Here is a 25,747-nt window from a genome sequence, read left to right on the forward strand (position 1 = left end):
CGGCTGCTGACGGCGCGGCGGCGGGCGACGTGGCGCGCCGACCGCGTGCTGACCGTGACCGGGGCGGTCGCGCTGCCGGTGGCGGCGGCGCTCGCGGCCGCGGTGGTCCCGTTCGGGGACCACGTCGCGTCGGCCCTGCCGGTCGGCGTCGTGTGGTTCAACGCGATGGAGGTCGTCGCCTGGGCGGCGGTGTGGGCGGCGGGCTGGGGCGGGAACTCGGCGCTCGCGCTGGTCGGCGGGTACCGGTTCGTCGCCCAGGGCCTCGGCTACGAGCTGCCGCACATGTTCGCGCTGATCACGGCGGCGCTGGGGGCGGGCTCGCTGGACCTGCGGGAGATCGCCGCGGCGCAGGGCGGATTGTGGTTCGCGGTCTGGATGCCGGTGGCGTTCGCCGTCTACCTGGTGTCGGCGGCGGCGATGGCGTTCTGGGGGCCGCTCGCGCATCCCGTGGGCGGCGACCTGGCCGGGGGCGCCCTGCTGGAGCTGTCCGGCCCGGACCGGCTGCTGTTCCTCGCCGGGCGGTACGGCCTGCTCGCGGTGGCGGCGGCGGCCGCCGTCCCGCTGTTCCTCGGCGGCGGCGCCGGTCCGCTGCTGCCCGCGTGGGCGTGGTCGCTGGTGAAGTCGTCGGCCGTCCTGGCGCTGCTGGTGTGGGCGCGGTGGCGGCTGCCGGTGCTGCGCGTGGACCGGGTCATGGAGGCGGCGTGGACGGTGCTGATCCCGGCCGCGCTGCTGCAGACGCTCGTCGTCGCGATCGTCGTCGTGGGGTGAGGGGGCCGTGCAGGCGGCCGGGTTCTGGGTTCTGGCGGTCGCGGCGACCGGGGCGGGCGCCGCGGTCTTCGCCGTGGACTCGATGGCGCGGGCGACGTTCGCGCTGCTGGCCTCGTTCCTGTGCGCCGGGGCGGAGCTGCTGCTGGCGGGCCTGTCCTACCTCGGCGTGCTGGTCGTGCTGATGATGATCATGGAGATGCTGGTGATGGCGGTCTTCATGGTCATGTACATGATGAACCCGGCCGGGCTGATGCCGATGACGATGACGCACAACCGGCGCGGCGCGCTCGCGGTGTCCGGGACGGCGTTCGCCGCGCTGGCCGCGGGGATCCTCACCGTGCCCTGGCCGGGCCGCCGGGAGGGCCCCGGGGGCGGCCCGCCGCACGACCCCACGGCCGCGCTGGGGCGGGCGCTGATGGGACCCAAGATGCTCGTGATGATGGTGATCGGCGTGGCGATCCTCGCCACGATGATCGCCACGATCGTGCTGGCCGCGCCCCGGGGACGCTACGACGACTCCGGCGGTGCGCCGTGACGCTGGAGGCGTTCCTGCTGCTGGCGGCGGCGCTGTTCTGCGTCGGGCTGTACGGCGCGCTGTCGCAGCAGTCGATCGTGATGCTGATGATGGGCCTCGAACTCATGGTCAACGGCCTGGTGGTCGCCGCGGCGGGGTTCTGGTCCTTCGTGTCGCCGGGCGCCGCCGACGGGCAGGTCCTCGTGCTGGTCGCGATCACCGTGATGGCGCTGGAGATGGCGATGGGGTTCGCGGTGGTCACCGCGCTGTTCCGGGCGCGCGACGTCGACGTGACCGACGAGGCGGGTGATCTCAGCGGATGATCGTCGCCGTGTGCGGGACGCCGCTGCTGGCGGGTGCGCTGCTGCTGGCCGCCGGACGGCGGGCCGGCCGCGCGGCGCCCGCCGTGGCCGTCGGCGTCGCGTTCCTGGTGCTCGCCGCGGCGGTGACGGCGGCGGTGACCCGTCCGGCGGCGCGGTTCGCGTTCCTGCCGGGCAGGACGGGCGGCCTCGCCGTGGACGACCTGTCCGCCGTGCTGGCCGTGACCGTCGCGTCCGTGCTCGCGGCCGTCCTGCTGTACGCCTCGGTGGAGGGATACGGACCCCGGTTCCACGGGCTGATGCTGGTGTTCGCGGGCGCGATGCTCGTGACGGTCACGGCGTCCGATCTCGTCCTGCTCCTGATGGGCTGGGAGGTCATGGGCGCGATGTCGTACGCGCTCATCGGCTACATATGGCAGGACGCAGGGCACGTGGCGTCCGCTGACATCGCGTTCCTCACCACCCGGGCCGCGGATACGGGCCTCTACGCGGCGGCGGGGTTCGCCTTGGCCGGGGCCCGCTCTCTGGAGTTGAGCACACTTTCCGGGGCGGCGGATCCGTGGCGCGACCTGATCGCCGGTGGCGTCGTCCTCGCGGCGCTGGGGAAGTCGGCGCAGCTGCCGTTCTCGTTCTGGCTCGCACGGGCCATGGCCGGTCCGAGCCCTGTGTCGGCGTTGCTGCACTCGGCCACGATGGTCGCCGCCGGGGCCTACCTCTTGCTCCGCCTCCATCCGCTCTTGGCCGCGACCCAGTGGGCGGAGACGTTGGTGTCCTGGGCAGGTGTTCTGACCGCGTTGCTCCTGGGCGCGGTCGCCCTCGCCCAGCGCGACCTCAAGCAGCTGCTCGCCGCGTCGACCTGCGCGCAGATCGGATTCATGTTCCTGGGCGCCGGGACGGGCTCGCAGGCCGGAGGAACGTCGCAGTTGGTCGCGCACGCGGCGGTGAAGAGCCTGCTGTTCCTGTGCGCGGGCGCGTGGCTGGCGACGCTGGGCACGCAGCGCCTGGACGGGCTGCCCGGCGCGGCGCGCGGTCACCGGCTCGTGGGCGTGACGTTCGGCGTGGGTGCCCTCGCGCTCGCCGGGCTGCCGCCGCTGTCGCTGTGGATCACCAAGGACACCGTGCTCGCCGCCGCCCGCGAGCGGTCACCGGCCCTCCTCGCCGCCGGGTTCGCGGCGTCCGTCCTGTCGGCGGCGTACGCGGCGAAGGCGCTGGCCTGGGCCTGGCGCCCCGCCGCGGACGGCACGCCCGGCGGCCCCGGACACCGGACGCCCGTCCCCGCGGGCACGGCCCTGACCGCGCTGGCGGTGGCCGCCTGCGTTCTGGGCGCCGTCCCCTGGCGGCGGATCCTCGGGGTGCCGGACGAGGCGCGCCCGCACGCGTGGGGCCTCGCCGTGTCCGGGACGGTCGCGGCGGTCACGGTGGCCGCCGTCGTGGCGGCCGTCCGGCGCGGCGGATTCACCGCGCCCCGGTGGGCGCTGGGCTGGCTGTACCTGGAGCGCGCGGCCGTGGCGGGCGTGGCCCGTCCCGTGATGGCGCTCGCCCGTGCCCTGGACCGCTTCGACGACCGGGTGATCGACGGCGCGGTGCGCTCCGCCGCGCGGGGCGCGTGGTGGGCGTCGCGCCTGGCCACCGGCCGGATCGAGGTCCGCGTCGACGGCCTGACCGGCGCGGCCGGACGCGGCGCCCGCCGGCTCGGCGCGCTGGCCCGGCGCCCGCAGACCGGCCAGGTCCACCTGTACTACGCCCAGGCCGCGGTCGTCCTCGGCGTCCTGGCCGCCGTCGCCCTCCTGGCCCGGTGACCGGTGCTCTCCGTCGCGATCTTCCTGCCGCTGGCCGCCGCGCTGTGCCTGCCCGCCGTCCCGCGCCGCGCCGTCCCCTGGACGTGGATCGTCATCGCCGTGGGGGAGCTGGCCCTGGTCACGGCGCTGTGGATCGCCCGGGGCGACCGCGGCGGGATCGCCTACGAGACCGATGTGCGATGGATCCCGTCCGTCCAGGCGGGCTACCACGTCGGAGCGGACGGCCTCTCGTTGCCGCTGCTCGCCCTGACCGCGCTGCTGTTCGCCGCCTGCGCGGTCCACTCGCTGGGCCGGACACACCGGGCAAGGGCTTTCGCGATCCTGTTCCTCTTCCTGGAGACCGTCTGCCTGGGGCTCTTCGCCGCCCTCGACCTGCTGCTCTTCTTCGTGTTCTTCGACCTGTCGATCGTCGGCATGTACTTCGTCATCCTGCTCTGGGGGCACGGCGACCGGGCGGCGTCGGCGCTGAAGTTCTTCCTGTACACCTTCTTGGGGTCACTGGTCCTGCTGCTGGGCTTCCTCGGCCTGTACCTGGGCGCCGATCCGCACACGTTCGACATGGTGGAGCTGACCCGCGCGCCGCCGTGGCCCGGCTCGCCGGGCCGGGCCGGGCTGACGCTGCTCGCGGTCGCCATCGGGCTCGGCGTGAAGACCCCGGTCGTCCCGCTGCACACGTGGCTGCCGCCCGCGCACACCGATGCGCCCGCCGCCGGGTCGGCCGTCCTCGCCGGGGTCATGCTGAAGATGGGGCCCTACGGCCTCATCCGGATCGCGATGCCCGCGCTGCCCGACGCGTGGAGCCGGTACGCGTGGGTCTTCCTCGCGATCGGCCTCGCCGGCGTCCTCTACGGTGCGCTCGTCGCGCTCGCGCAGGAGAACCTCAAGCGGCTGGTCGCGTATACGTCCGTCAACCACATGGGCTACGTCATCCTCGCCCTGGGCGCCGCAGGGCACGCCCTGGGCGACGCGGACGCGCGGCGCCTCGCCGTGACGGGCGCGGTGACCCAGATGGTGAGCCACGGGCTGGTCACCGGCGCGCTGTTCCTGCTGTGCGGGGTGCTGTACGACCGGGCGGGCGGCTACGACCTCGGCCGGTTCGGTGGGATCGCGGGCGGTGCGCCCGCGCTCGCGGCGGCGTTCGCGGTGGCCGCGTTCGCCTCGCTCGGACTGCCCGGCCTGTCGGGGTTCGTGGCCGAGTTCCAGATCCTCGCGGGGACGATCGGGAGCGGCACGGCCGCCGCGGCGGTCACCGGCGCGCTCGCGGTCCTCGGCATCGTCCTCACCGCCGCGCTGTTCCTGCGGGTGCTGCACCGCGCCGTGCTCGGCCCGCCCGGCGAGCTGACCGCGCGGGTCACCGACCTGCGCGGGTCCGAACTCGGCGCCGTCGTCCCGCTGCTGGCGCTGTCCCTGGCCGTCGGCGTCGCCCCGCGCGCGCTCCTGGACACGGTCGAGCCCCTGTCGGCGGCGGTCGTCGCGCTGGTGTCGCGCTGATGAACGAGAACCCCGCCGACCTCGCGCCCGAGCTGTGCGTCCTCCTCGCCGCGGCGCTCGGCCTGGTCCACGGGCTGTTCCTGCCCCGCGACCGGCAGGGGAGGGTCGCGGTGACCTGCGCCGCGGGCCTGGCCGCCGGGTTCGCGGCCGCGGCCGTCGCGGCGTCCCGGCCCGCGCTCACCGCCTTCGACGCGTTCGCGGTCGACCCGATCACGCACGTCACCCGCCTCGCCGTGCTCGGCACGACCCTCGGCGCCGTCGCGCTCGCCGCGGGCGGGGTGCGCGGGCATCCCCGCGAGAGCGAGCACCACGTGCTGATGCTGCTCGCGGCGCTCGGGACCATGCTGCTCGGAGCCTCGACGGACCTGCTGGTGCTCGCCGCCGCCTACCTGCTGGCGAGCGTCCCCGCCTACGCGCTCGCCGGGTTCGGCAGGGACGCGCCGGGCACCGAGGCGGCGCTGAAGTACTACCTGATGGGGGCGCTGCTCGGCGTGGCGATGCTCGGCGGCGTCACGCTGCTGTACGGGGTGGGCCGCGGGACGTCCTACGCCGTGCTCCAAGAGGGCCTCGGGGCCGCGCCGGCGGCGGCGGTCGCCGCGGGCGCCGTCGCGCTGCTCGCCGGGCCGCTGTTCAAGGCGGGCGCCGTGCCCGGCCACTTCTGGGTCCCGGACGTGGCGGAGGGCGCGCCGCGCGCCGTCGCCGCGTTCGTCACCACCGTCCCCAAGATCGGCGCGTTCGCGGCGCTGTACCGGATCGGCGCGCAGGCGCTCCCGCCGGGCGCCGCCGGATGGCCCGCGCTCGCCGGGACGGTCGCGGCGGCCACCATGACGCTCGGGAACCTCGCCGCGTTCGGGCAGGACAACGTCCGGCGGCTGCTCGCCTACTCCACCATCGGCCAGGCGGGCTTCCTGCTCGTCCCCGTCGCGATGGCCGGGCGCGGCGACCTCGCCCGGCCCGCCCTGCTTTTCTACGTCGCCGCCTACGCCGTGACCAACCTCGGCGCGTTCGCCGTCGTCGTCGCCACCGGCCGGGACGAGCTGTCCGGCTACACCGGCCTGCTCCGGGACGCGCCGCTGCTCGGCGGATCCCTCACCGTGTGCCTGCTCGGCTTCGTGGGGACGCCGCCGACCGCCGTGTTCGTCGGCAAGGTCCTGATGTTCGGGGCCGCGCTGGACGGCGGCCAGGTCTGGCTCGCCGTGGTCGCCGCCCTCAACACCGTCGCCAGCGTCTTCTACTACCTGCGCTGGATCGTCCCGCTGTTCGGCCGCCCGGACGGCCCGTTCCGCCCGGCGCGCGGCCCCGCCGCCGTCGCGGTCACCGCCGCCGCCCTCTCCCTCGCCCTGGGGACGGGCGCGGGCGCGGTCCTCGCCCGTTAGCGGGCGTAGCGCCCGGCGAGGGTGCGGAAGGCGTCCTTCGGCTCCCAGTGCCCGGTCTTCGCGTACGCGAGCCCGGAGTCCGCCGGGGCCACCTTGACCAGCGAGAATCCCGCCATGTCGAGGTCGTGGTCGCGGTCGGCGGTGTGCGGGGAGTCGGCCTCGATGAAGTTGTACACGAACGCGCCGTGCACGCCCTCCGCCTCGAACACGTCGAGCAGCTCGCTGATGTAGCGCGACTGCGTCCGCTCGTCCCGGACGTACCCGGGCGGGACGACCGGCGGCACCTTGTTCCAGTCGATGATGTCGAAGCCGTCGCCGCCGCGTTCGTCCGCGCCCTTGTAGGCGCAGCAGCCGAACTCGGTGATGATGACGGGCTTGCCGAACCGGTGGAGCGCCCGCACGTCCCGCACGTAGGTCGCCTTGTTGGAGGCGTCGCGGTACATGTCGACGCCGACGGCGTCGAAGCCTCGCCAGTCCACCGCCTCCCACATGCCCGACGTGTAGATGAGCTTCCCGCCGAACAGCGGCCGGACCGTTCTCAGCGCCCGGTCGAGGAACGCGTTCAGCCGCTCGTTGTAGCCGCGGGCCGCCGGGGTACCGAGGTTGGCGCCCCGCTCCCTCCAGTCCCCGCCCGGGACGAGCCCGTCCATGAAGATCGTCAGCTCGCAGCCCACCGAGATGCCGATCCGCGGGTGGCGCCGCCGCAGCTCCTCGGCGGCGCGGGCGACCTTCGCGAGGAACGCCAGCGTGGCCCGGGCGTTCCGGTCGAACTGGCGCGCCTCGATCCAGACGATCATGCCCTCGTCCGCCGCGGCGGCCGCCGCGAGCATCAGCCGCCCGAGGTCGGACCCGAGCAGGATGACCGCGTTGCAGCGCAGGTCGCGGCGGATCGCCCGCATCTCGCGGCGCACGTAGGCGGGCTTCCACACCTCGCGCTCGGTGTCGTAGTCGACGCCCCGCTGGGCGAGCCGCCGCCGCCCGCCGCGGGACCGCCCGGCCGCGGCGGCGTGAACGGGTTCGCCCGACCATCCCCGCCTGGCCTGCCCGCCCCCGTACACGATGGCCGAGGCGGCCGTCCCCACGAGCACGGTCCTCCGGTTGATCGGTACCTGTGGCATCCTCGCCGACTCCTCGCTGGTCGTGCCGCCCGCCATCGAGTCTCGCCGGGGTGCCCGGCGCGGGCATCGGCCACGGGGCGGGCGCCATGGCGACCAAAGTCGACTCCGGGCCCGTCCGGACCCTGACGAAGGTCAACCCGGGAGCCGGGGACCTGGGGACTCAGCCGAGCAGGCCGTGCTCGTCGGCGAGGTCGAACGCCGCGAGCGCGGCGGGGGCCAGCAGGCGCCGGTCGCCGCGGCCGACGTAGCGGTACTCGTCGACCTCCGCGGCGGCCGCCATCGCGCCCCGGTACTCCGCGGTGAAGCACGCCATCCGCACGTGCGTGTACCGGGGCTGGTCGTGCGGATCGGCGCGGACCACGCCCAGCTCGCGGAACGACGCCTCGTCCAGCTCCAGGCCCAGTTCCTCGCGCACCTCCCGCGACAGCGCCGCCCAGTCGCTCTCGCCCGGCTCCCGCTTGCCGCCCGGCAGGTACAGCGCGTCACGGCCCCGCGCGCGGACGGCCAGCAGCTTCCCCGCGGACACCTGCACCCAGGCCACGACGTCGAGTTCCACGCGCGTCAGTCTGGCAGCACGGTGCCGCGTCGCGCCGGCGCGGTGCGGAGGGTGAGGGCGTCCACGCCGGAGAGGCCGAGGACCTCGGTGGCCGAGCCCCGGTTGACGGCCAGGCCGAGCCACCCCGAGGAGTCGAACCACAGCAGGGGCTCGCCGGGGGCGACGTCGCCGAAGGTCCCGACCAGGGGGGCGCGGACTCCGCCCGGCCGCCCGCCGGGGCCGGTCCACGTCACTTCGAAGGGCGAGCCGGGCGGCGGGTCGCCGAAGGCGGCGGCCACGTCCCCGGCCTCGGCGCCGAGCACCGGGCTGCCGAAGCGGTCGGTGTACAGCACCGGGACGGTCAGCGCGCCGTCCCGCGCGACCGGGGGCGGGACGTCCAGCGGCAGCGGGTCGGCCGGGCCGCCGAGGTCGGCGACGTCGGTGCCCGCGGCCACGTGCGCGGCGGCGGGGGAGAAGACGTCACGGCCGTGGAAGGAGGCCGACACCTCGGGCAGCCGGTAGGCGGGGTCCTCCAGCACGTGCGCCCGGACGATCCCGCCGAGCCGCCCGGCGGCCGGGACCAGCAGCCCGTTGTCGGGGCCGACGAGCACGTCACCGCGCCCCGTCTCGATCGCGAGGGGGCGGCGGGCGGTGCCGACCCCCGGGTCGACGACGCCCACGTGCACGCCCACCGGAAGGTAGGGCAGCGCCTGCCGCAGCAGCATCGCGCCCTCCCGCACGGCGTACGGCGTGATCTCGTCGCTCAGCACCAGGACGGTCGCGTCCGGCGCGAGACGGTGCACGACGCCCGCGCAGATCGCGGTGTAGGCGGCGCCGAAGTCGGTGGCCAGGCTGACGAACGGGCGGCGTGCGGGCATCGGGCGACCTCGGCGTGGCCTGCGGTGGTGTCGGCGCCAGCGTACCCGCGCGTCACAGCGGAAGGGCGAACAGCAGCCCCACCAGCCCGAGCAGCATCGTCAGGCCGGTCGCGAGCAGGACCGACACGGGATCGGCGACCGCGCCGCCCGCGGCCACCCGCCGCCGGCGTCGCGGCAATGCCGCCCGCGCCCGGCGCAGCTGGAGCCCCGCGCCGCCGCACACGACCGCGGCCGCGACCGCCGCCCCGGGCAAGGACGGCGCGAGCCGCACGCACAGCAGGCCGGCGGCGATCAGCGCGAGCGTGGTCCGCGACCACGCCAGCGCGGTCCGCTCCGGCTGGGCCCCCCGGTCGCCGGGCGCCCTCACCGCGGTCCCAACTTCACGGTGCCGCCGTCACCGGGTCGCGAGGAGTGCCACCAGGAGGACGATCGCGGCGATCGCCAGGCCGTAGGCCATGATCGGGGCGAGCGCGGGCGGGGGCAGCGTCTCGTCCCGGCGCAGCGCGCGCTCGGTGCGCAGCCAGCGGCGGAACGCCAGCGCCGCGACCAGCGCGCCGGTCACGGCGAACCCGGCCGCCAGGCCGTTGCGCAGCGGCGTCTGGATCAGGTGGCCGCTGAGCGCGACGCCGACGCCGCCGGCGATCAGCGCGAGCGCGGTGCGGATCCAGGCGAGGAAGGTGCGCTCGTTGGCGAGGGTGAAGCGGGGATCGGGGTCGCTCCCCTCGGCGAGCAGGCGGTCGGTCCACCTGTCGCCCGAGGAGTCGGGAGGGCGCGGCACGGTCATCGAAGGGCCCTCTGCAATGGGTCGGCACGGGACACGGCAAGGGCCGTGTCTCACCCTTCATGGTAGCGATTCGGACTAACGACGGATTAGGGGGGATACGCAAATAATTCCGACACGATATCCCGGAATTGCCGACAATTCCGCAGGTGAGGGCGTCAGCCGGTACCGAAGCGGCGGGCCGAGGCGTCCTCCTGGGCGAGCCGGTGCAGCGCCGTCAGAACCTGCTCGTACAGGACGGTCGAAACGAGCAGGGAATGGACCGTCCGGGCGCGGGGGGCGTCGCCGGCGACCCGGCCGATCTCGTGCTCGGCGACCTCCGTCGCGGCCCGGACGTAGGGCCTCAGGTCGGTGAGCGTGATCGGGAAGCCGAGCCGGCGCAGCGCCACGAACGTGTGGGCCAGCAGATCCCGCGCGGGCGCGCGGTCGGTCACGTTCCAGCCCAGCTCGCGGACGAGGGCGTCGACGTCCTCGCGGGCGGCGCGCCAGTTCGGGTCGTGCGGGGCCGCGACGTGCGGGCCGATGGCGTACTGGGTGGTGCCGAACAGGTCGTGCAGGCTGACGCCGTCGTCCTCGATCGCGGCGATGATCTGCTGGATCGCCGCCACCGGCAGGTCGCCGACCTCGCGCAGCGCGCTGATCAGGCGCAGCCGCTCCAGGTGCGTCCGGCCGTACTCCGACCGCGTCGCGCTCACCGCCGAGCCCTTCGGGAGCAGGCCCTCCCGTATGTAGAACTTGATCGTCTGGACCGTCAGGCCGCTGCGATCGCTGAGCTCGGAGATCTGCACCGCGCACCCCCTTGACTGGAGGTTAACGCTATCCAGGGTCCCTCCTTAGATACCGGCACTATCCAATGGGGCCGTCCAGACTGTCACCGGACGGAATGCCGGGGTGCCGCGAGCGCTCCGGAGCCCGGCCGCGCGGTGCCGGCCGGGCCGCATGGGCCGGGGCCGGGACGCCGGGCCGGGGCACGGGTCAGGACGCCGTGCGGCGCATCCCCTCGGAGATCTTCTCGGCGGCGGCCGTCACCGGGCCGGCGTGCAGGCGGCCGGGGGAGCGGGTGAGCCGTTCGAGGGGCCCCGAGACCGAGACGGCGGCGATCACCCGCCCGCCGGCGCCGCGGATCGGCGCGGACACCGAGCCCACGCCCTGCTCGCGCTCGCCGACGCTCTGCGCCCAGCCCCGGCGGCGGACGGACGCCAGCGTGGTCGCCTCGAACTTGGCGCCGCGCAGCCCCCGGTGCATCCGGTCGGGCTCCTCCCAGGCGAGCAGGACCTGCGCCGCCGAGCCCGCCGTCATCGGCAGCGCGGCGCCGACCGGGACGGTGTCGCGCAGGCCGCTGGTCCGCTCGGCGGAGGCCACGCAGACCCGGACGTCGCCCTGCCGCCGGAACAGCGAGGCGCTCTCGCCGGTGAGGTCGCGGAGCTGGGCGAGGACGGGCTGGGCGATCGCGAGCAGCCGGTCCTCGCCCGCCGCGACCGCCAGCTCGGCCAGCCGCGGGCCGAGGATGAACCGCCCCTGCGTGTCGCGGTGGACGAGGCGGTGGTGCTCCAGCGCGACGGCCAGCCGGTGGGCGGTCGGGCGGGCCAGCCCGGTGGTCTGCACGAGCTGGGCGAGCGAGGCCGGACCGGCCTCCAGCGCGTTCAGCACCAGAACCGCTTTGTCAAGTACGCCGACTCCGCTAGAGTTGTCCATGTCTTGATATTGCCGTCTCGTAATTTGAGATGCAAATCAGGGTGACAGGGACCCGCGGCGCGCCCGCGCGCCGACGATCATGACAGGTGAGGTGGGAGTATGGGCCGTACATTGGCCGAGAAGGTGTACGACGCGCATGTCGTACGGCGTGCCGAGGGTGAGCCGGACCTCCTCTACATCGACCTCCACCTGGTCCACGAGGTGACCAGCCCGCAGGCGTTCGACGGGCTGCGGATGGCCGGCCGCCCGGTCCGCCGCCCCGACCTGACGATCGCGACCGAGGACCACAACGTCCCGACCACCGACCTGCTCAAGCCGATCGCCGACCCGGTGTCGCGCACCCAGGTCGAGACGCTGCGCAAGAACTGCTCGGACTTCGGCGTCCGGCTGTACCCGATGGGCGACGACGGCCAGGGCATCGTCCACGTCATCGGCCCGCAGCTGGGCCTGACCCAGCCGGGCATGACCGTCGTGTGCGGCGACTCGCACACCTCCACCCACGGCGCGTTCGGCGCGCTGGCCTTCGGCATCGGCACCAGCGAGGTCGAGCACGTCCTGGCGACCCAGACGCTGCCGCAGATCAAGCCGAGGACCATGGCCGTGACCGTGGACGGCGCCCTCCCCGAGGGCGTCACCGCCAAGGACCTGATCCTCGCGGTCATCGCCCGGATCGGCACCGGCGGCGGCCAGGGCCACATCGTCGAGTACCGCGGCGAGGCGATCCGGGCGCTGTCGATGGAGGGCCGCATGACGGTCTGCAACATGTCCATCGAGGCCGGCGCCCGCGCCGGGATGATCGCCCCGGACGAGACGACGTTCGAGTACCTGAAGGGGCGCCCGCACGCCCCGTCCGGCGCGGAGTGGGACCGGGCCGTCGAGTACTGGACGTCCCTGCGCACCGACGACGACGCGGTCTTCGACAAGGAGATCGTCATCGACGCCGCCGAGCTCACCCCGTTCGTCACCTGGGGCACCAACCCCGGCCAGGGGCTGCCGCTGGGCGAGGCCGTGCCCGACCCGGCGTCCTACGCCGACCCGGTGGCGCGCCAGTCCGCCGAGCGGGCCCTGGAGTACATGGGCCTGACCGCCGGGACGCCGCTGCGCGACATCGCCGTCGACACCGTCTTCGTCGGCTCCTGCACCAACGGCCGCATCGAGGACCTGCGGGCTGTCGCGGGCGTGCTCGCGGGCCGCAAGGTCGCCGGCGGCGTCCGGATGCTGGTCGTCCCCGGCTCGATGAAGGTCAAGAAGCAGGCCGAGGAGGAGGGCCTGGACGCGGTCATCTCCGCCGCCGGCGCCGAGTGGCGCGAGGCCGGCTGCTCGATGTGCCTGGCGATGAACCCCGACAAGCTCGCGCCGGGGGAGCGCAGCGCCTCCACGTCCAACCGCAACTTCGAGGGACGGCAGGGGCCGGGCGGCCGTACGCACCTGGTGTCGCCCGCCGTCGCCGCCGCCACCGCCGTCACCGGGCGCTTGGCCGCGCCCCAAGACCTCGGCGAAGCCGCCGGGGGGTCTGGGGGGTCGTCCCCTCAGAATGACGCCGATCTGTGAGGAACCAAGCCATGGAAGCCTTCACCACCTACACCGGGCGCGGGGTGCCGCTGCGCCGCAGCAACGTCGACACCGACCAGATCATCCCGGCCGTCTGGCTGAAGCAGGTCAGCCGCACCGGCTTCGACAAGGGGCTGTTCTCCGCCTGGCGCGAGGACCCGGAGTTCGTCCTGAACCAGCCGCGCCACGAGGGCGCGGGCATCCTGGTCGCCGGGCCCGACTTCGGCACCGGCTCGTCCCGCGAGCACGCCGTCTGGGCGCTGCAGCAGTACGGGTTCCGCGTCGTCATCGCGCCCCGCTTCGGCGACATCTTCCGCAACAACTCCACGAAGATGGGGCTGCTGCCGGTCGTCCTCACCGCCGAGCAGGTCGCCGATCTGCAGGACGCGGTCGAGCGGGACGCGGATCTGGAGATCACGGTCGACCTGGAGCGGCGCGAGGTCCGCTGGGGCACCGAGACCGCCGCGTTCGAGATCGACGACTACACCCGCTGGCGCCTCCTGGAGGGCCTGGACGACATCGGCCTGACGCTGCGGCACGGCGAGGCCATCGCCGCCTTCGAGCGGGACCGCCAGGACTGGCTCCCCGTCACCCTCTGAGCCCGCCACCTGCGGAGACCGCATCCCGGAACCGCGCGGCCCGGCCCCCCTCCCGCGGGGGCCGGGCCGTCCGGCGTCCCCCGGATGAACGGTCACGCGCCCGCGCGAGGGACAATCGACCTGGTGCGCGACGCGTTCGAACCGTGAAGGGGGCAGGAATTGAGCACGGTCCCATGGACCGGGCCCGCGTGGGACGACCCGGCGCTGACCCGGCTCGCGCGGCGGCTCCGCGACGCCCACCGGGCCGTCGCGCCGCTGCCGCCGCCGGCCCGGCAGCGGCTCATCCGGCACCTCCTGGTGATCACCGATCTCGCGAAAAGGGACGCCGACCTGGCCACCAGGAGGCTGGAGGCGTTCCTCGCCGATTTCCAAGACGCCCCCGACGTCCGTTAGCGTGCGCAGTGGCCGGATCCGGTCCGGTCACCCGGCGAGACAGGGGCGAGACCGACAAAAACGTCAGCGACACGGCAACTCATGCGTGCAGGTGATTGTGTCGGTGCCGGAGGTCCCTTAGTTTCGTTCGGGCAAGGGGGGAACTAGAGGAGTAACCCATGAACAAGCGTGAGCTGGTCGACGCCATCTCTGACCGGCTGGGCAGCAAGAAGGCCGCAGCCGAGGCCGTCGACGCGATCCTGGAGGCGATCCAGACCGAGGTCGCCAAGGGCGGCAAGGTCGCGATCACGGGGTTCGGTTCGTTCGAGAAGGCCGACCGGCCTGCCCGTACGGCCCGCAACCCAGCCACGGGCAAGACCATCCAGGTTCCCGCGACGTCCGTGCCGAAGTTCAAGGCGGGGGCCGACTTCAAGAACCTGGTGGCCGGCAAGAAGTAGCCTCACCGCGTCTGCGCCCGGGACCGTCCACAGGGTCCCGGGCGCATGCGCGTGTCAGGGCGTCCGCGGCTCCCCGGGCGGGCCCGGCGCGGGCAGCGGGAACGTCGACAGGGTCACCACGCTGATCCGGCCGCGGTCCAGCGCCAGGTTGACGCGCTGCCCGAAGCGCAGCAGCCGCAGGCCCCCCGCGTCGAACGCCGCGCCGTCGAAGGAGAGCTCGGTCCCGTCGTCCAGCAGCACGCTGCCCGACCGCGTCGCGGCGTCGAACGCCCGCACCGTCCCCTGCATACCGGCACCCTATCCCCGGGATCCCCGCGCCGCCCGCCCGATCAGTTCCCGGCGGTGAGGGCGGGCATCCGGGCCGCCACGGCGGCCGTGCGGGGACCGGTGCCGAGGGCCAGCGCCGCGCGAAGGTCGTCCGGGGTGTCGACGTCACGGCGTACGCTGTCGATGTCCGGGGGAAGAAGCTCGCGCGCGCCGCGCGCCCGATGCGCGGCGCGCGAGTCCCCCCCGAACGCGGGGGAGAACGGGACCCCCGGACGCGCCGTGTAGAGGGTCGTTCCGATGCCCGCCGCGTCCGGGACGAACGCCTCCGGGCTGTTCTCGGCCGCCTCGAGGACGCGCGCGAGTTCATCGGGGCGCAATGCGGGAAGGTCGGCGGACAAGGCCCCCACGCCCGCGTCCGGAGCGACCTCCCGCGCCCGGCCCGCCCCGTACACCAGAGCCGGGTTGAGACCCGCGCGCGGCTCGTCGGGAACGATGAGGGCGCCGAGATGGGCCAGTTCGGCGGCCGGAAGGGGATCGTCGGTGACCACGATCACATGGCGCACCCGCGCGCAGCGCAGCGCCGCGGCGACCGTGTCGGCCGCCACCGCGAGCGCGAGATCCTGCCGGTGCGGCCCGGCGGCCGCGGACATGCGGGTCTTGGCGCGGGCCAGCACCTTGACGGGTACGGCGAGCGACCACTGGAGGGGATGCGCGCTGCGCGCTGCTGTATCCATGGCAACTCGACACTATGCGCACGCAACCGCAACACTTGAGGACACCCCGCGTTCACGCGAGGGACCGATCGAGGAGGAACGGGGCATGAGCCACGGGTATTCACCGGCCTGGCGCAAGCTCACGATCGTCATCCTGCGCCCGCTGCTGTCCGGGCTCCTGAAACGGGACTGGAGGGGCCGGGGCAACGTCCCCCGGACCGGCGGCCTCATCATCGCCGCCAACCACATCTCCGAGTCCGATCCCCTCGCCCTCGCCCACTTCGTCTACGAGTCGGGCCGGTACCCCGTCTACCTGGCGAAGTCCACCCTGTTCGACGTCCCCCTCGTCCGGACGGTGCTGCGCGGCACCGGCCAGATCCCCGTCCACCGCGACCGCGCCGACGCCGCCGACGCCCTCCGCGACGCGGAGAAGGCGCTGCTCGCCGGCGAATGCCTGATGTTCTACCCGGAGGGCAGCTGCACCCGTGATCCCGAGCTGTGGCCGATGACCGGCCAGACCGGCGCGGCCCGGATGGCCCTGCGAACCGGCGCCCGCGTCGTCCCGCTGGCGAACTGGGGCGCGCACGAGCTGCTGCCCTACCGCAAGACCGAGCGGCGGGGACTCGCCGGGAGCCTCAAGAAGGGCTTCCACCCGTTCCCCCGCAAGACCATGCGGGTGATCGCGGGCCCGCCCGTGGACCTGTCGGCGTACGCGGGCCGCCCGCTCGACCGGGCGACGCTGCGCGCGGCCACCGACGAGATCATGGCGGCGATCACGGCGCTGCTCGGCGAGCTGCGCGGCGAGGAGCCGCCCCCCGAGCCCTATGACCACCACCTGGTGCTGGAGGAGCGGCGGGCGGCCGCCGGCGGCGCCCCCGCCGGCGGAACCGGCTCCGCCGAGTCCGCCGCAGACCTGAAGGCGGGTGAGTCGTGACCTTCCGCACCGCGGTGATGGGCTCCGGTTCCTGGGGCACGACGTTCGCCAAGATGCTGCACGACGCGGGCGGCGAGGTGACCATATGGGGCCGCCGCCCCGAGGTCGTCGAGGGGATCAACGAACGGCACGAGAACGCCGACTACCTGCCCGGCGTCACGCTGCCCGCGGCGGTCCGGGCGACCCTCGACCCGGCGGTGGCGCTGGCCGGCGCCGACTTCGTGGCGCTGGCCGTCCCGGCGCAGACGCTGCGGCGCAACCTCGCCGGATGGGTGCCGCTGCTGCCGCCCGGCGCCGTGCTCGTCAGCCTGATGAAGGGCGTGGAGCTCGGCACCACCCGGCTCATGTCGGAGGTGATCCGCGAGGTCGCCGACGTCCCGGAGGAGCGGGTCGCGGTGTTCAGCGGCCCCAACCTCGCCCGGGAGATCGCCGGCGGGGAGCCGAGCGCGGCGGTCGCCGCGTGCGCGGACGAGGACGCCGCGCGCGGCCTCCAGGCCGCCACCATGACGCCCTACTTCCGGGTCTACACCTCCACCGACGTGATCGGCGTCGAGCTGGGCGGCGCGATCAAGAACATCGTCGCGCTGTGCGTCGGCATGTCCGTCGGCCTCGGATTCGGCGCCAACACCCAGGCCATGCTGATGACCCGCGGGCTCGCCGAGATCACCCGGCTGGGCGCCGCGCTCGGCGCCGACGAGCACACCTTCGCCGGCCTCGCGGGGATGGGCGACCTCGTCGCCTCGTGCATCTCGCCGCTGGCGCGCAACCGCACCTTCGGCGAGAACCTCGGCCGCGGCATGACGCTGGAGCAGGTCATCGCGGTCACCAAGCAGACCGCCGAGGGCGTCAAGTCGTCCGAGGCCGCACTGGAGCTGGCGCGCAAGCACAACGTCGAGATGCCGATCACCGAGGCGGTCACGAGCGTGCTGTACCACGGCGTGCCGATCAGGGAGGCGGCGATCTCGCTCATCTCGCGGTCCCCCAAACCGGAACGCTACGGGGTATGACGTGCGCGGACCCCGCGCGCGTCCCGGCTCGTGGCCGACCCGGTCTGATCACCGGTAGGGTCGGACGTCATGTCCCAGGTAACTCGTAAGATCCGCGTGGCGGTGGTCTTCGGCGGGCGCAGCTCCGAGCACTCGATCTCCTGCGTCACCGCCGGCGCGGTCATGGCCGCGATCGACCGGGACCGCTACGAGGTCGTGCCGATCGGCATCGCCCGCGACGGCCGCTGGGTCCTCGCGCCCGCCGACCGGCGGCTCGCGATCGAGGACGGCCGGCTCCCGGAGGTGAGCGGCGACGGCGACGCGCTCGCGCTGCCGTTCGACCCCGACGCCAGCGGGCTGCTGGTCGTCACGCCGGGCGAGGTCCCCGCGGCGCTCGGCGCGGTGGACGTCGTGCTGCCGCTGCTGCACGGGCCCTACGGCGAGGACGGGACCATCCAGGGCATGCTCGACCTCGCGGGCGTGCGCTACGTCGGCGCCGGGGTCCTGGCCAGCGCCGTCGGCATGGACAAGGGCTTCATGAAGCTCGTCTGGCAGGCGCGCGGGCTGCCCGTCGGCCCGTACGTCCTGATCGGCGACCGGGAATGGCGGCACGAGCGCAAGCGCAAGATCGACGAGATCAAGGAGCAGCTCGGCCTGGCGGCCGGCCGCCCGGTGTTCGTCAAGCCGGCCCGCGCCGGATCGAGCATGGGCATCACCCGGGTCACCGCCGAGTCCGGCCTGGAGGCCGCGATCGACGCGGCCCGCGAGCACGACCCCAAGGTCATCGTCGAGGCCGGCATCGAGGGCCGCGAGATCGAGTGCGGCGTCCTCCAGGGCCTGGACGACGGCCCGCCGGAGGCCAGCCTGCCCGCCGAGGTGCTGATGGCGGGCGACCACGACTTCTACGACTTCGAGACCAAGTACCTCGACGGCTCCACCAGCATGGCGATCCCGCCCGACCTGCCGCCCGCGGCCATCGAGGAGGTCCGGCGCGTCGCCGTCCAGGCGTTCGAGGCGCTCGACTGCGAGGGCCTCGCCCGCGTCGACTTCTTCCTCACCCCGGACGGCGACTGGATCCTCAACGAGATCAACACCATGCCCGGCTTCACGCCGACCTCGGCGTTCCCGCAGATGTGGGCCGCCACCGGCCTCGACTACGCCGCGCTGGTCGACCGCCTCATCCAGACGGCCCTCCGCCGCTCGACGGGGCTGCGTTAATTGCAATCCCGGCCCAAGGGCTCGCCTGGCGGCTCGCCCTTGACCGTGCTTGTGCGAGCGCGAATCGCTTCGCCATCTTCCCGGCGGGGGCTCGCCTTCGGCGTCGCCCCCGCCGCTCAGGTAGCGCGCCCGCGTGACGGCCGGGGTTGTCGGGCATGGCTGTCGGCAGCTTGGGTGACGCCCGTCTTTTCTGGGGTGGGTCCGGCGTGCGTCAGCCGGGGGTGAAGGGGAGCCAGGCTTGGTCGGTCAGGGTGGTGGTGGCGGTGGCTCGGGCGCCCTCTTCGGAGAAGGTCCAGAGGGTGTCGCCGATGACCAGGGAGCGTTGTACGGAGTCCGCGTAACCCTTGCCGAGGTGACGGATCCTGCCGACCTCGCGGATGTCGGTACCGGTCACGCGTAGCGCGAGGGCCTCGCCGCCGCCCTGGAGGGGACTCGACACCGGGACGACGACGAGGCCCGTCCCGGGCACGTACGTGAAGGCGTGCGGCTCGAACTCGGCCTGGGACGAGGCGCCCGGCAGCCGGTAGGCGGCCACCCGGCGGGGCGTCCCGCGGACGTCGAACAGGGACGCCTGCAGACCCCGGGTCCGGCCGGCGGCGTCGGCGTCCTGGCCGATGCCGAGCAGCCGGCCGTCCGCCATCGGATGCAGGTACGCCGAGTATCCGCTGATCTTCAGCTCGCCGGTGACGCGCGGCCGGCGCGGGTCGTTCAGGTCGACCACGTACAGCGGGTCGACCTGCCGGAACGTCACGACGTAGGCGAGCGGCCCGACGAAGCGGACGGAGTAGATGCGCTCGCCCTTGCCGAGGCCGCCGACCTGGCCGACCTCGTTCAGCCGGGCGCCCTCGCGCGCGAGGACGCGCACCGCGCTCTGCGAGGGGGAGGCCGTGGTGGCGGGCGCGGTCCCCGGCGCGGGGCCGAACGTGGGCCCGGCCGTCGTGGCGATCCGCAGGTTCCCGGAAAGCTCCGACATCGCGTACTGGTTGAGCAGGTGCCCGGAAACCGAGCCCGACGCCACGTACTTGGGCCGCCCCGGTGCCGTGACATCGAACTTGTGCACGTCGGTCCGCTCCGGTCCGGGCTCGGCGTCCGTGCCCGACGAGCCCTGGCCGAACGGCGCGGGCGGGGTGCCGGTCACATAGAGGCTTGAGCCCGTCCCGTAGACGGTCTCCCCGTTCGCGGCGATCCCGACCGGGGACGGGTCGCCGAGCCCGCCCAGCAGATCGAACGTCAGCACGGTGAGCATCGTGGTGCCGGTATAGGACGCGGGGCGGCTGACCTGGTCGCAGGGCGTCCGGTAGGTCTTGCGGTCCTTGCCCTCGCCCACCGTGAAGGCGGGGAGCCAGGCGTCCACCGGCGCCTTCTGCACGATCTCCTTGTTGCGGGCGAGGTTCTTCTCCCGCGCCTGCTGCTCATAAGGCGGGAAGGCGATGCGCGGGGTGGAGCGCACGACGACGCGCACGACGGAGCCGTTCTGCCGGGCGTCCACGTACGCGCTTTCGGTGGTCATGCGGCCGACGACCCTGGGCGCGCCGGACAGGTCGACGAGGGTCAGCTCGGTCTGCGCCCGCCCGCCGGGGCCGCCGTCGGGCGGGACGAGGTCGCTCGGGGGCGCCGGGCGTTCGTACAGGACGTAGGGCGAGCGGGGCGTGAGCACGAGCGCCCGGTCGCCGGACAGCAGCAGCTGCGACCGGCCGCCGGGAAGGCGCCCCCGGCCCTGGGCGAGGCGCAGCGTGTGCGTGATCCTGCGGGTGGCGGGGTCGATGACCTGGAGCCGCCCGCCGGCCAGCGCGACGATGCGGCGGCCGTCGGTCTTGACGATGTCGGGCTCGTCGACGCCGGGCTCACGCGTGTTGGTGCCGGTGTGCTCGGGAGCCTTGGCGGCGCGCCCGTCGGCCGGGGCGGGCGCCGCGCCGCCGGGCACCGCGACCTTCGGCAGCGCCCCGTCCATCAGCGGCTCCCCGTCGTGCAGCCCGTAGGAGTCGACGCGGGCGGCGGTCGCGCGGCGCAGCCCGTCCAGAAGCGGACCGCAGCCGTCGTAGGCGACCAGCCGCATCGGCGGCGCCTCGCGCGGGGCCGGACCGGGGGATCCGGCGCATCCGGAGAGCAGCAGCGCCGCCGACGGTATGAGGGGAGCGAGGGTGCGGGCACGCATGGATCTCGGACGCGCGCCCGGCGGGTCCGGTTCCGCCGTTCCGTGACCTGGTCAGGCCACGCGGGCGGCCGGGATATGCCAACCTTGGAGGGCTTGGTCCCCCTCCCGAGGAGAACGTGCGTTGCCGCAATCCGAACTGCCGGGCTCCATCGGCCCCTACACGGTGGTCGACCGGCTCGGCGAGGGCGGGATGGGCACCGTGTACGCGGGACTGGACGCGTCGGGGCGCAAGGTCGCGATCAAGGTGATCCGGCGGGAGTTCGCGGCCGACCGGCAGTACCGGGCGCGGTTCGAGGCCGAGGTGGCGGCGGCGCAGCGCGTCCGGCCGTTCTGCACGGCGCCCGTGCTGGACGCCGACCCCGCGGCGGAGCAGCCCTACCTGGTGACCGAGTTCGTGAACGGGCCGAGCCTGGACGCGGCCGTCGTCGAGGGCGGCCCGCTGCGGGGCGCCGACCTCGAGGCCGTCGCGGTCGGCATCGCCACCGCGCTGACCGCCATCCACGACGCGGGAGTCGTGCACCGCGACCTGAAGCCCGCCAACGTGCTGCTGTCCACGTTCGGCCCGCGGGTGATCGACTTCGGTATCGCCCGCTCGGCCGGCGGGACCCGGCTGACCGCGACCGGCGGCATCATCGGCACGCCCGCGTTCATGGCCCCCGAGCAGCTGCACGGGCGCGGCGTGACCGCCGCCTCCGACGTGTTCGCCTGGGGTGCGACGGTGGCGTTCGCCGGGCGCGGCGGGCCGTGCTTCGGGGGCGACTCGATTCCCGCGATCATCCATCAGATCGTCAGCGGCGAGCCCGACCTGAGCGGCCTCGGCGGGACGCTCCGCGACGCCGTCGCCGCGGCGCTGGCGAAGGACCCGGAGCGGCGCCCGTCCGCGCAGGCCGTCCTGGACGGGCTGATCTCCAGCGGAGCGTCCCGGCAGCGGCCCGCGCAGCCGACGCACGCCCCGCGGCACCCCCGGACGGAGACGCGCGCCGCGCACGGCGTGCCCGCCGCCCCGGCGGAACCCCCGGCGGGCACCGTCGCCTCGGTGGAGCAGCGGCCCGCCGCCGTCCCGGCTCCGGCTCTGGCCGACGGGGAGGCGCAGGTCCTCGTCGAGCGGCAGTACCGGCAGGCCGCGCAGGCGGGCGACCCCGACGCGATGCGCGGCCTCGCCCTCCTGCTCGACCAGCAGGGCCGCACCGCCGAGGCCGAGACCTGGAAGCGCTACGCCACCGCGGTCACGGCACGCGGCGGCGCGTTCCCGCAGAACACCGGCTACGGCGGGTACACCGCCCCGGGCACGCCGCAGACCGTCCCCGCGCATGCCGCCCCGCACCCGAACCAGCATGTGAACCCGCATGTGAACCCGTACGGCCGAGCCCCCTACAACCACGCCGCGATCTACGCGCTGACGTTCGGCCTGGTGGGGCTCATCACCTGCGGGCTGCCGTCCGTCCCGGCGATCGTCGCCGGGCACATCGCGTGGGCGCGGGTGCGCCGGACCGGCCAGCGCGGCCTCGGCATGGCCGTGACGGGGATCGTGCTCGGCTGGATCATGGTGGCGTTCTGGGCGCTGGTCGCGTTCGGGTGGTCGCTGCCGGACGACCCGGCCCCCTCGCCCTGACGGCTCCGGGCCGCGACGAGTAAATGCGTTGCGCGCCTCAGGGCGCGCTGGCACTGTGGACGTCGTCAGCCCGTCCAGGACGGTGACACGAGACCTTGAGAGGAGGACCGGCCATGGCTCTGGAGCGGCTCCGTTATCGACTGCCCTCGGCGTCGCCCGCCCGCCCCGGCCGGTATCCCCTCTCCTAGGGAGCCCTGGCCGAGCCGCCGCGAGTGACGCCACCTCGCGAAGACCATGCGGCTCTACCCCAACGGGCAGAGGGACCACTCTCAGGAAGTGGACGTTCCGGGTTCGAATCCCGGGAGCCGCACGCATGCCCCTGTAGTCCAATGGCAGAGACGGCAGCATGAGGTGCTGTGCGATGCGGGTTCGAATCCTGCCAGGGGTACCGACGCGGGCCGCGCGGCCCGCGCGAGAGGCGGCGCCGACGCGGGAGAGTCGGGCCTGGCCGTAAACCAGGTGCTTCGCTGAGTGGGTTCGAATCCCACCCGCCTCACCTTGCGCACCCACCACGGTTTGTGCATGTGACCAGGGGAAACCATACAAGCACACTCGTTGCGCGGGCCTGTGATGACTGGGGGGTGCGCCATGGGCTCTTGGCCGGGTCGGGCGACGGCCTGTGTCGGGGTGATTCTTCTGTGCTCCGCGCTCGCCTCCTGCGGCGGAGGGGGCAAGGCCGAACTCGCGACCACGAAGCTGCCGCTGCAGCCGAGCGGGCTCGCCGTCGGCGGCGACGTCCAGTCCAAGGCGACGGAGGTGACCCAGACCCGCATCACCGACGACCAGCTGCGCACGATCGCCGATGCCTGCCGGGACGCCGTCGAGATCACCGACGCGGGGGAGGACGAGTGCAGCCGCTCCGTCCAGGACCAGTTCAAGAACAAGCAGCCCTGCGACCCCGATCACCCCTGCATGAAGGCGCGCTGGATCTCCTCGACCAAAGGGGCCGCCGCGCCGGCCCTGAGGCGTGACGGTACGGGGGAGCGCGACTTCAGCGGGGGAGGGTTCATCACGATCACGTCCTCCCAGTGGTGCGGCTCCGCCCCCCGGAACGTGTGCGTCCGCATCGCCGCGGAAAAGGAGACGGTGTTCCGCGACCTGACCGGTGCGTCGCCGCCCCAGGGAGGGACGCCCGGGACGCCGGAGGGCACACCCGGGGACACCGGTGAGCCGTCCGAGAGCCCGGCTCCGACCGACAGCGAGACCGAGTCCGAGGTTCCGGAGCCGTCCGAGCCCGGCGGGGGCGAGACCGGACCCGGGCCTCCCGGCAACCCGGAGCCGGGGAACTCCTGATCCGGTGACCGCCGAACATGACGAGCCGCCCGGCGACGACAGGACCGTCGGCCGGCTGGCAGAGCTGGCCGGCCGGGTGCTGGCGTCCGCCGGCGTCCTGACCGCGATCCTGTACTACTTCGGGTACGTCAGGGAGCAGGCGCTGTACACCTACTTCGGCGTCGACCTCGGCACCGTCGGCTTCACGACGACGGACTACGTCGTGCTCAGCGCGGGCCCGGTGTTCGCCCCGCTGGCGTCGGCCGGCGTCCTCGGCGTCGGCGTGCTCATCGCCCACCACCTGCTCGTCCACCTCATGCGCGACGCCTCGCACCGGTGGCGCGGCGTCATGTGCGCCTGCCTGGTGGCCGTGGCCCTCACCCTGCTCACCATCGGCGCCGTCAGCCTGCACCTGCGCGGCGACCGCGCCGTCGGCGGCCCCTACTTCTCGCCCATGGCCCTCCTCGCCGGGGCCGTGCTCCTGGAGTACGCCGCCGAGAACGCGACGGCGTACGGGGTGGCGACCGGCACATGGTCGGAGATCCTCGCCTCGACGCGGGCGCTGCGCCGGCTCCTGGTCGTGGTCATCGCCCTCGTCGCGGCCTTCTGGGCGACCGCCAACGTGGCGCAGCGGCACGGCCTGAACGCCGCCCGCGCCGCCGCGCTCTCCCTGCCCATCAGCGCCGAGGCGTTCGTCTACGCCAAGGAGCGGCTGCAGATCAGCGGGCAGGGCGTCACCATGGTGCGGCTGAGCGGCCGGGACTCCGCCTTCGCCTACCTCTACAAGGGGCTGCGCATCCTCGCGCACCAGGGCGGCCACTGGATCCTGCTCCCGGTCGGCTGGACCCGCGACAACGGCGAAAGGGTCATCCTGCTGCCCGACTCCGGGAGCGACCTCCGCGTCGAACTGGCCCCGTGAGCCGGGTGGCTAGATCTGGCCCTCGGGCTTGGGCGGGATCGTCGCCCTGATCGCTGTGCCCAGCTCGATCAGCACGTCGCCGGGCGGGGTGTACTTGGCCGGGACGGTCACCTCGACGTACGCCTGCCGCGCCACGGCCGTGAACGTCACCGGACGGTCCACCGGCTGCCCGAACCAGTCGATCCCGTTGATCGTGACGAGCTGCGACGCGGGGTGCAGCGCGGCGGGCCGGGGCACGCCGCAGCGCAGCGCGATCGCGGGCGACCCCCAGGCGGCGGTCAGCGCGGAGTCGGGCGAGGTGTCGCGGCGCGACAGGCCGTGGACCTTCTCGGGGAGCCGCAGCCCGTCGCAGAGCCGCGCGGTCGCCGCGTCCGGGCCGGGCACCGGCACCTGGACCGCCGTGTCACCGCAGGCCGCCGGGAGGAGCGCCGCCGCGGCGAGCACCACCGGCAGGCCGCGCCGCCGCGTTCGCCGCCGGCGGCCCGTCAAGAACCGATCCGGCATCGCCCGCGCGGGCGCGTCCCGTCTAGATGTGGACGATCGGGCATGTGAGCGTGCGGGTGATCCCGTCCACGGCCTGGATCTGCGCGACGACGAGCTTGCCCAGCTCGTCCACATTGCGCGCCTCCGCTCGGACGATCACGTCATAGGGCCCCGTGACGTCCTCCGCCTTCGTGACGCCGGAGATGCCGGCGATCTCGCCGGCGACCTCGGCCGCCTTGCCCACTTCGGTCTGGATGAGGATGTAGGCCTGCACCATCACGTCCTCCCCGGGCGGAGAAATAGCCGTCGGACGGTCACCGTATCGTGTAATGCGCCGCGGTGGGCGGCCGGGGGGTGCCCAGCGGCGTCCCCCCACGTGCGAGGCGGGAACGGGGCGGATGGGCACCATAGGCGAGCTGGGCGAATTCGGCCTGATCGGCAGGCTGACGCGGCGGCTGCCGCAGGGGCCGGACGTGCGTCTCGGCCCGGGCGACGACGCGGCGGTGATCGCCGCGCCGGACGGCCGGGTCGTCGCCACCACGGACCTGCTCGTGGAGGGCCGGCACTTCCGCCGCGACTGGTCGGGGCCCTACGACATCGGCCGCAAGGCCGCCGCGCAGAACCTCGCCGACGTGGTCGCCATGGGCGCCCGCCCGACCGCGCTGCTCGTCGGGTTCGCCGGGCCGCCCGGCACCGGGGCGGGCTGGGCGGAGCGGCTCTACGACGGCCTCGCCGACGAGTGCGCCCTGGCGGGCGCGTCGGTGGCCGGCGGCGACGTCGTGGCCGCGCCGGAGATCACCCTGGCGGTCACCGCGCTCGGCGACCTCGGCGGCGGGCCCCCGCTCACCCGGTCCGGGGCGCGTCCCGGCGACGTCGTCGCGATCCGCGGCGCGCTCGGGCGGGCCGCCGCGGGCCTGGCGCTGCTCACCGCCG

Annotated in this window: 29 protein-coding genes and 3 tRNA genes; 20 read left to right on the forward strand and 12 right to left on the reverse strand. The window is 74.3% G+C overall.

Going from position 1 to position 25,747, the window contains the following annotated elements; genetic code table 11:
- The 6 genes from E1291_RS22665 to E1291_RS22690 all read left to right on the forward strand — a co-directional run.
- A partial coding sequence (locus E1291_RS22665) for an NADH-quinone oxidoreductase subunit H (RefSeq protein ID WP_131739989.1) occupies window positions 1-768 on the forward strand: 768 nt, incomplete at its 5' end.
- Between the two features lie 7 nt (window positions 769-775).
- Window positions 776-1,303: an NADH-quinone oxidoreductase subunit J gene (locus E1291_RS22670; protein WP_131739990.1), complete on the forward strand. Its 528-nt coding sequence runs from the start codon at window positions 776-778 to the stop codon at window positions 1,301-1,303.
- Window positions 1,300-1,605: an NADH-quinone oxidoreductase subunit NuoK gene (nuoK, locus tag E1291_RS22675; RefSeq protein ID WP_131739991.1), complete on the forward strand. Its 306-nt coding sequence runs from the start codon at window positions 1,300-1,302 to the stop codon at window positions 1,603-1,605. Before E1291_RS22670 ends, nuoK begins: the two co-directional genes overlap by 4 nt.
- On the forward strand, window positions 1,602-3,401 hold the full coding sequence (locus E1291_RS22680; protein ID WP_131739992.1) for a proton-conducting transporter transmembrane domain-containing protein: 1,800 nt from the start codon (window positions 1,602-1,604) through the stop codon (window positions 3,399-3,401). The genes nuoK and E1291_RS22680 overlap by 4 nt, the downstream gene beginning before the upstream one ends.
- Window positions 3,402-3,404: 3 nt before the next feature.
- A complete protein-coding gene (locus E1291_RS22685; RefSeq protein ID WP_131739993.1) occupies window positions 3,405-4,892 on the forward strand; it encodes a complex I subunit 4 family protein in 1,488 nt (495 codons plus the stop codon).
- Entirely contained in the window at window positions 4,892-6,268 is a 1,377-nt protein-coding gene (locus E1291_RS22690; RefSeq protein WP_131739994.1) for an NADH-quinone oxidoreductase subunit N, read from the forward strand. Before E1291_RS22685 ends, E1291_RS22690 begins: the two co-directional genes overlap by 1 nt.
- On the opposite strand, the gene E1291_RS22695 is transcribed toward E1291_RS22690, so the two are convergent.
- From E1291_RS22695 to E1291_RS22725, 7 genes are all read right to left on the reverse strand, one after another.
- Window positions 6,265-7,386 (reverse strand): glycoside hydrolase family 113 protein, encoded by a 1,122-nt coding sequence (locus tag E1291_RS22695; RefSeq protein ID WP_131739995.1) that lies wholly within the window; start codon window positions 7,384-7,386, stop codon window positions 6,265-6,267. The two genes, E1291_RS22690 and E1291_RS22695, sit on opposite strands and share 4 nt — an antisense overlap.
- Before the next feature lie 160 nt (window positions 7,387-7,546).
- Entirely contained in the window at window positions 7,547-7,942 is a 396-nt protein-coding gene (locus E1291_RS22700) for an NUDIX hydrolase (RefSeq protein ID WP_207400884.1), read from the reverse strand.
- A gap of 5 nt (window positions 7,943-7,947) precedes the next feature.
- Window positions 7,948-8,799, reverse strand: a complete 852-nt coding sequence (locus tag E1291_RS22705; RefSeq protein WP_131739996.1) for an SAM hydrolase/SAM-dependent halogenase family protein — start codon at window positions 8,797-8,799, stop codon at window positions 7,948-7,950.
- Between the two features lie 52 nt (window positions 8,800-8,851).
- Window positions 8,852-9,166, reverse strand: a complete 315-nt coding sequence (locus E1291_RS22710; protein WP_131739997.1) for a DUF202 domain-containing protein — start codon at window positions 9,164-9,166, stop codon at window positions 8,852-8,854.
- Between the two features lie 27 nt (window positions 9,167-9,193).
- A complete protein-coding gene (locus tag E1291_RS22715) occupies window positions 9,194-9,583 on the reverse strand; it encodes a YidH family protein (protein WP_131739998.1) in 390 nt (129 codons plus the stop codon).
- Between the two features lie 155 nt (window positions 9,584-9,738).
- Window positions 9,739-10,368 carry a MerR family transcriptional regulator gene (locus E1291_RS22720; RefSeq protein ID WP_131739999.1) on the reverse strand — a complete coding sequence of 210 codons (630 nt, stop codon included), beginning with the start codon at window positions 10,366-10,368 and terminating at the stop codon, window positions 9,739-9,741.
- Between the two features lie 187 nt (window positions 10,369-10,555).
- Window positions 10,556-11,275 carry an IclR family transcriptional regulator gene (locus E1291_RS22725; protein WP_131740000.1) on the reverse strand — a complete coding sequence of 240 codons (720 nt, stop codon included), beginning with the start codon at window positions 11,273-11,275 and terminating at the stop codon, window positions 10,556-10,558.
- 99 nt (window positions 11,276-11,374) lie between these two features.
- On the opposite strand from E1291_RS22725, the gene leuC reads away from it, so the two are divergent.
- The 4 genes from leuC to E1291_RS22745 all read left to right on the forward strand — a co-directional run bounded on the left by leuC (window position 11,375) and on the right by E1291_RS22745 (window position 14,255).
- Window positions 11,375-12,826 (forward strand): 3-isopropylmalate dehydratase large subunit, encoded by a 1,452-nt coding sequence (gene leuC / locus E1291_RS22730; protein ID WP_131740001.1) that lies wholly within the window; start codon window positions 11,375-11,377, stop codon window positions 12,824-12,826.
- An 11-nt stretch (window positions 12,827-12,837) separates the two neighbouring features.
- Window positions 12,838-13,425 carry a 3-isopropylmalate dehydratase small subunit gene (gene leuD, locus E1291_RS22735; RefSeq protein WP_131740002.1) on the forward strand — a complete coding sequence of 196 codons (588 nt, stop codon included), beginning with the start codon at window positions 12,838-12,840 and terminating at the stop codon, window positions 13,423-13,425.
- Window positions 13,426-13,584: 159 nt separating this feature from the next.
- A complete protein-coding gene (locus tag E1291_RS22740) occupies window positions 13,585-13,818 on the forward strand; it encodes an SCO5555 family protein (RefSeq protein WP_131740003.1) in 234 nt (77 codons plus the stop codon).
- Between the two features lie 158 nt (window positions 13,819-13,976).
- Window positions 13,977-14,255: an HU family DNA-binding protein gene (locus tag E1291_RS22745; RefSeq protein ID WP_131740004.1), complete on the forward strand. Its 279-nt coding sequence runs from the start codon at window positions 13,977-13,979 to the stop codon at window positions 14,253-14,255.
- A gap of 54 nt (window positions 14,256-14,309) precedes the next feature.
- Here E1291_RS22745 and E1291_RS22750 read toward each other — a convergent pair whose 3' ends face one another.
- Together E1291_RS22750 and cofC are read right to left on the reverse strand one after the other, a co-directional pair.
- Window positions 14,310-14,543 carry a hypothetical protein gene (locus tag E1291_RS22750; protein ID WP_131740005.1) on the reverse strand — a complete coding sequence of 78 codons (234 nt, stop codon included), beginning with the start codon at window positions 14,541-14,543 and terminating at the stop codon, window positions 14,310-14,312.
- A gap of 41 nt (window positions 14,544-14,584) precedes the next feature.
- Complete coding sequence (gene cofC, locus E1291_RS22755) at window positions 14,585-15,256, reverse strand: 2-phospho-L-lactate guanylyltransferase (protein ID WP_131740006.1); 672 nt, start codon at window positions 15,254-15,256, stop codon at window positions 14,585-14,587.
- 85 nt (window positions 15,257-15,341) lie between these two features.
- Here cofC and E1291_RS22760 point away from each other — a divergent pair, with 85 nt between their 5' ends.
- The 3 genes from E1291_RS22760 to E1291_RS22770 all read left to right on the forward strand — a co-directional run bounded on the left by E1291_RS22760 (window position 15,342) and on the right by E1291_RS22770 (window position 18,373).
- Window positions 15,342-16,169 (forward strand): lysophospholipid acyltransferase family protein, encoded by an 828-nt coding sequence (locus tag E1291_RS22760; RefSeq protein ID WP_131740007.1) that lies wholly within the window; start codon window positions 15,342-15,344, stop codon window positions 16,167-16,169.
- Window positions 16,170-16,186: 17 nt separating this feature from the next.
- The gene (locus E1291_RS22765; protein WP_131740016.1) at window positions 16,187-17,176 is read left to right on the forward strand and encodes an NAD(P)H-dependent glycerol-3-phosphate dehydrogenase; all 990 of its coding nucleotides are present in this window, start codon (window positions 16,187-16,189) and stop codon (window positions 17,174-17,176) included.
- Between the two features lie 69 nt (window positions 17,177-17,245).
- The gene (locus E1291_RS22770; protein ID WP_131740008.1) at window positions 17,246-18,373 is read left to right on the forward strand and encodes a D-alanine--D-alanine ligase family protein; all 1,128 of its coding nucleotides are present in this window, start codon (window positions 17,246-17,248) and stop codon (window positions 18,371-18,373) included.
- Between the two features lie 211 nt (window positions 18,374-18,584).
- Here E1291_RS22770 and E1291_RS22775 read toward each other — a convergent pair whose 3' ends face one another.
- Window positions 18,585-20,528: a beta-propeller domain-containing protein gene (locus E1291_RS22775; protein WP_131740009.1), complete on the reverse strand. Its 1,944-nt coding sequence runs from the start codon at window positions 20,526-20,528 to the stop codon at window positions 18,585-18,587.
- Window positions 20,529-20,649: 121 nt separating this feature from the next.
- On the opposite strand from E1291_RS22775, the gene E1291_RS22780 reads away from it, so the two are divergent.
- The 6 genes from E1291_RS22780 to E1291_RS22800 all read left to right on the forward strand — a co-directional run bounded on the left by E1291_RS22780 (window position 20,650) and on the right by E1291_RS22800 (window position 24,331).
- On the forward strand, window positions 20,650-22,140 hold the full coding sequence (locus E1291_RS22780) for a protein kinase domain-containing protein (protein ID WP_131740010.1): 1,491 nt from the start codon (window positions 20,650-20,652) through the stop codon (window positions 22,138-22,140).
- Between the two features lie 236 nt (window positions 22,141-22,376).
- Window positions 22,377-22,450: transfer RNA gene (locus E1291_RS22785), tRNA-Leu, on the forward strand.
- Between the two features lie 5 nt (window positions 22,451-22,455).
- Window positions 22,456-22,528: transfer RNA gene (locus tag E1291_RS22790), tRNA-Leu, on the forward strand.
- 27 nt (window positions 22,529-22,555) lie between these two features.
- Window positions 22,556-22,636, forward strand: a tRNA-Tyr gene (locus E1291_RS42160).
- Between the two features lie 131 nt (window positions 22,637-22,767).
- Window positions 22,768-23,433, forward strand: a complete 666-nt coding sequence (locus E1291_RS22795; protein WP_131740011.1) for a hypothetical protein — start codon at window positions 22,768-22,770, stop codon at window positions 23,431-23,433.
- Window positions 23,434-23,437: 4 nt separating this feature from the next.
- Entirely contained in the window at window positions 23,438-24,331 is an 894-nt protein-coding gene (locus tag E1291_RS22800) for a hypothetical protein (RefSeq protein WP_131740012.1), read from the forward strand.
- A 9-nt stretch (window positions 24,332-24,340) separates the two neighbouring features.
- Here E1291_RS22800 and E1291_RS22805 read toward each other — a convergent pair whose 3' ends face one another.
- Both E1291_RS22805 and E1291_RS22810 read right to left on the reverse strand, forming a co-directional pair.
- A complete protein-coding gene (locus E1291_RS22805; protein WP_131740013.1) occupies window positions 24,341-24,835 on the reverse strand; it encodes a DUF3515 domain-containing protein in 495 nt (164 codons plus the stop codon).
- Between the two features lie 22 nt (window positions 24,836-24,857).
- Window positions 24,858-25,091 (reverse strand): Lrp/AsnC family transcriptional regulator, encoded by a 234-nt coding sequence (locus E1291_RS22810; RefSeq protein WP_131740014.1) that lies wholly within the window; start codon window positions 25,089-25,091, stop codon window positions 24,858-24,860.
- 121 nt (window positions 25,092-25,212) lie between these two features.
- On the opposite strand from E1291_RS22810, the gene E1291_RS22815 reads away from it, so the two are divergent.
- Window positions 25,213-25,747: AIR synthase related protein (locus E1291_RS22815; protein ID WP_242614315.1), on the forward strand; the 535-nt coding region annotated here is incomplete at its 3' end.

It is taken from the genome of Actinomadura roseirufa (assembly GCF_900659635.1).
GTDB lineage: Bacteria > Actinomycetota > Actinomycetes > Streptosporangiales > Streptosporangiaceae > Spirillospora > Spirillospora roseirufa.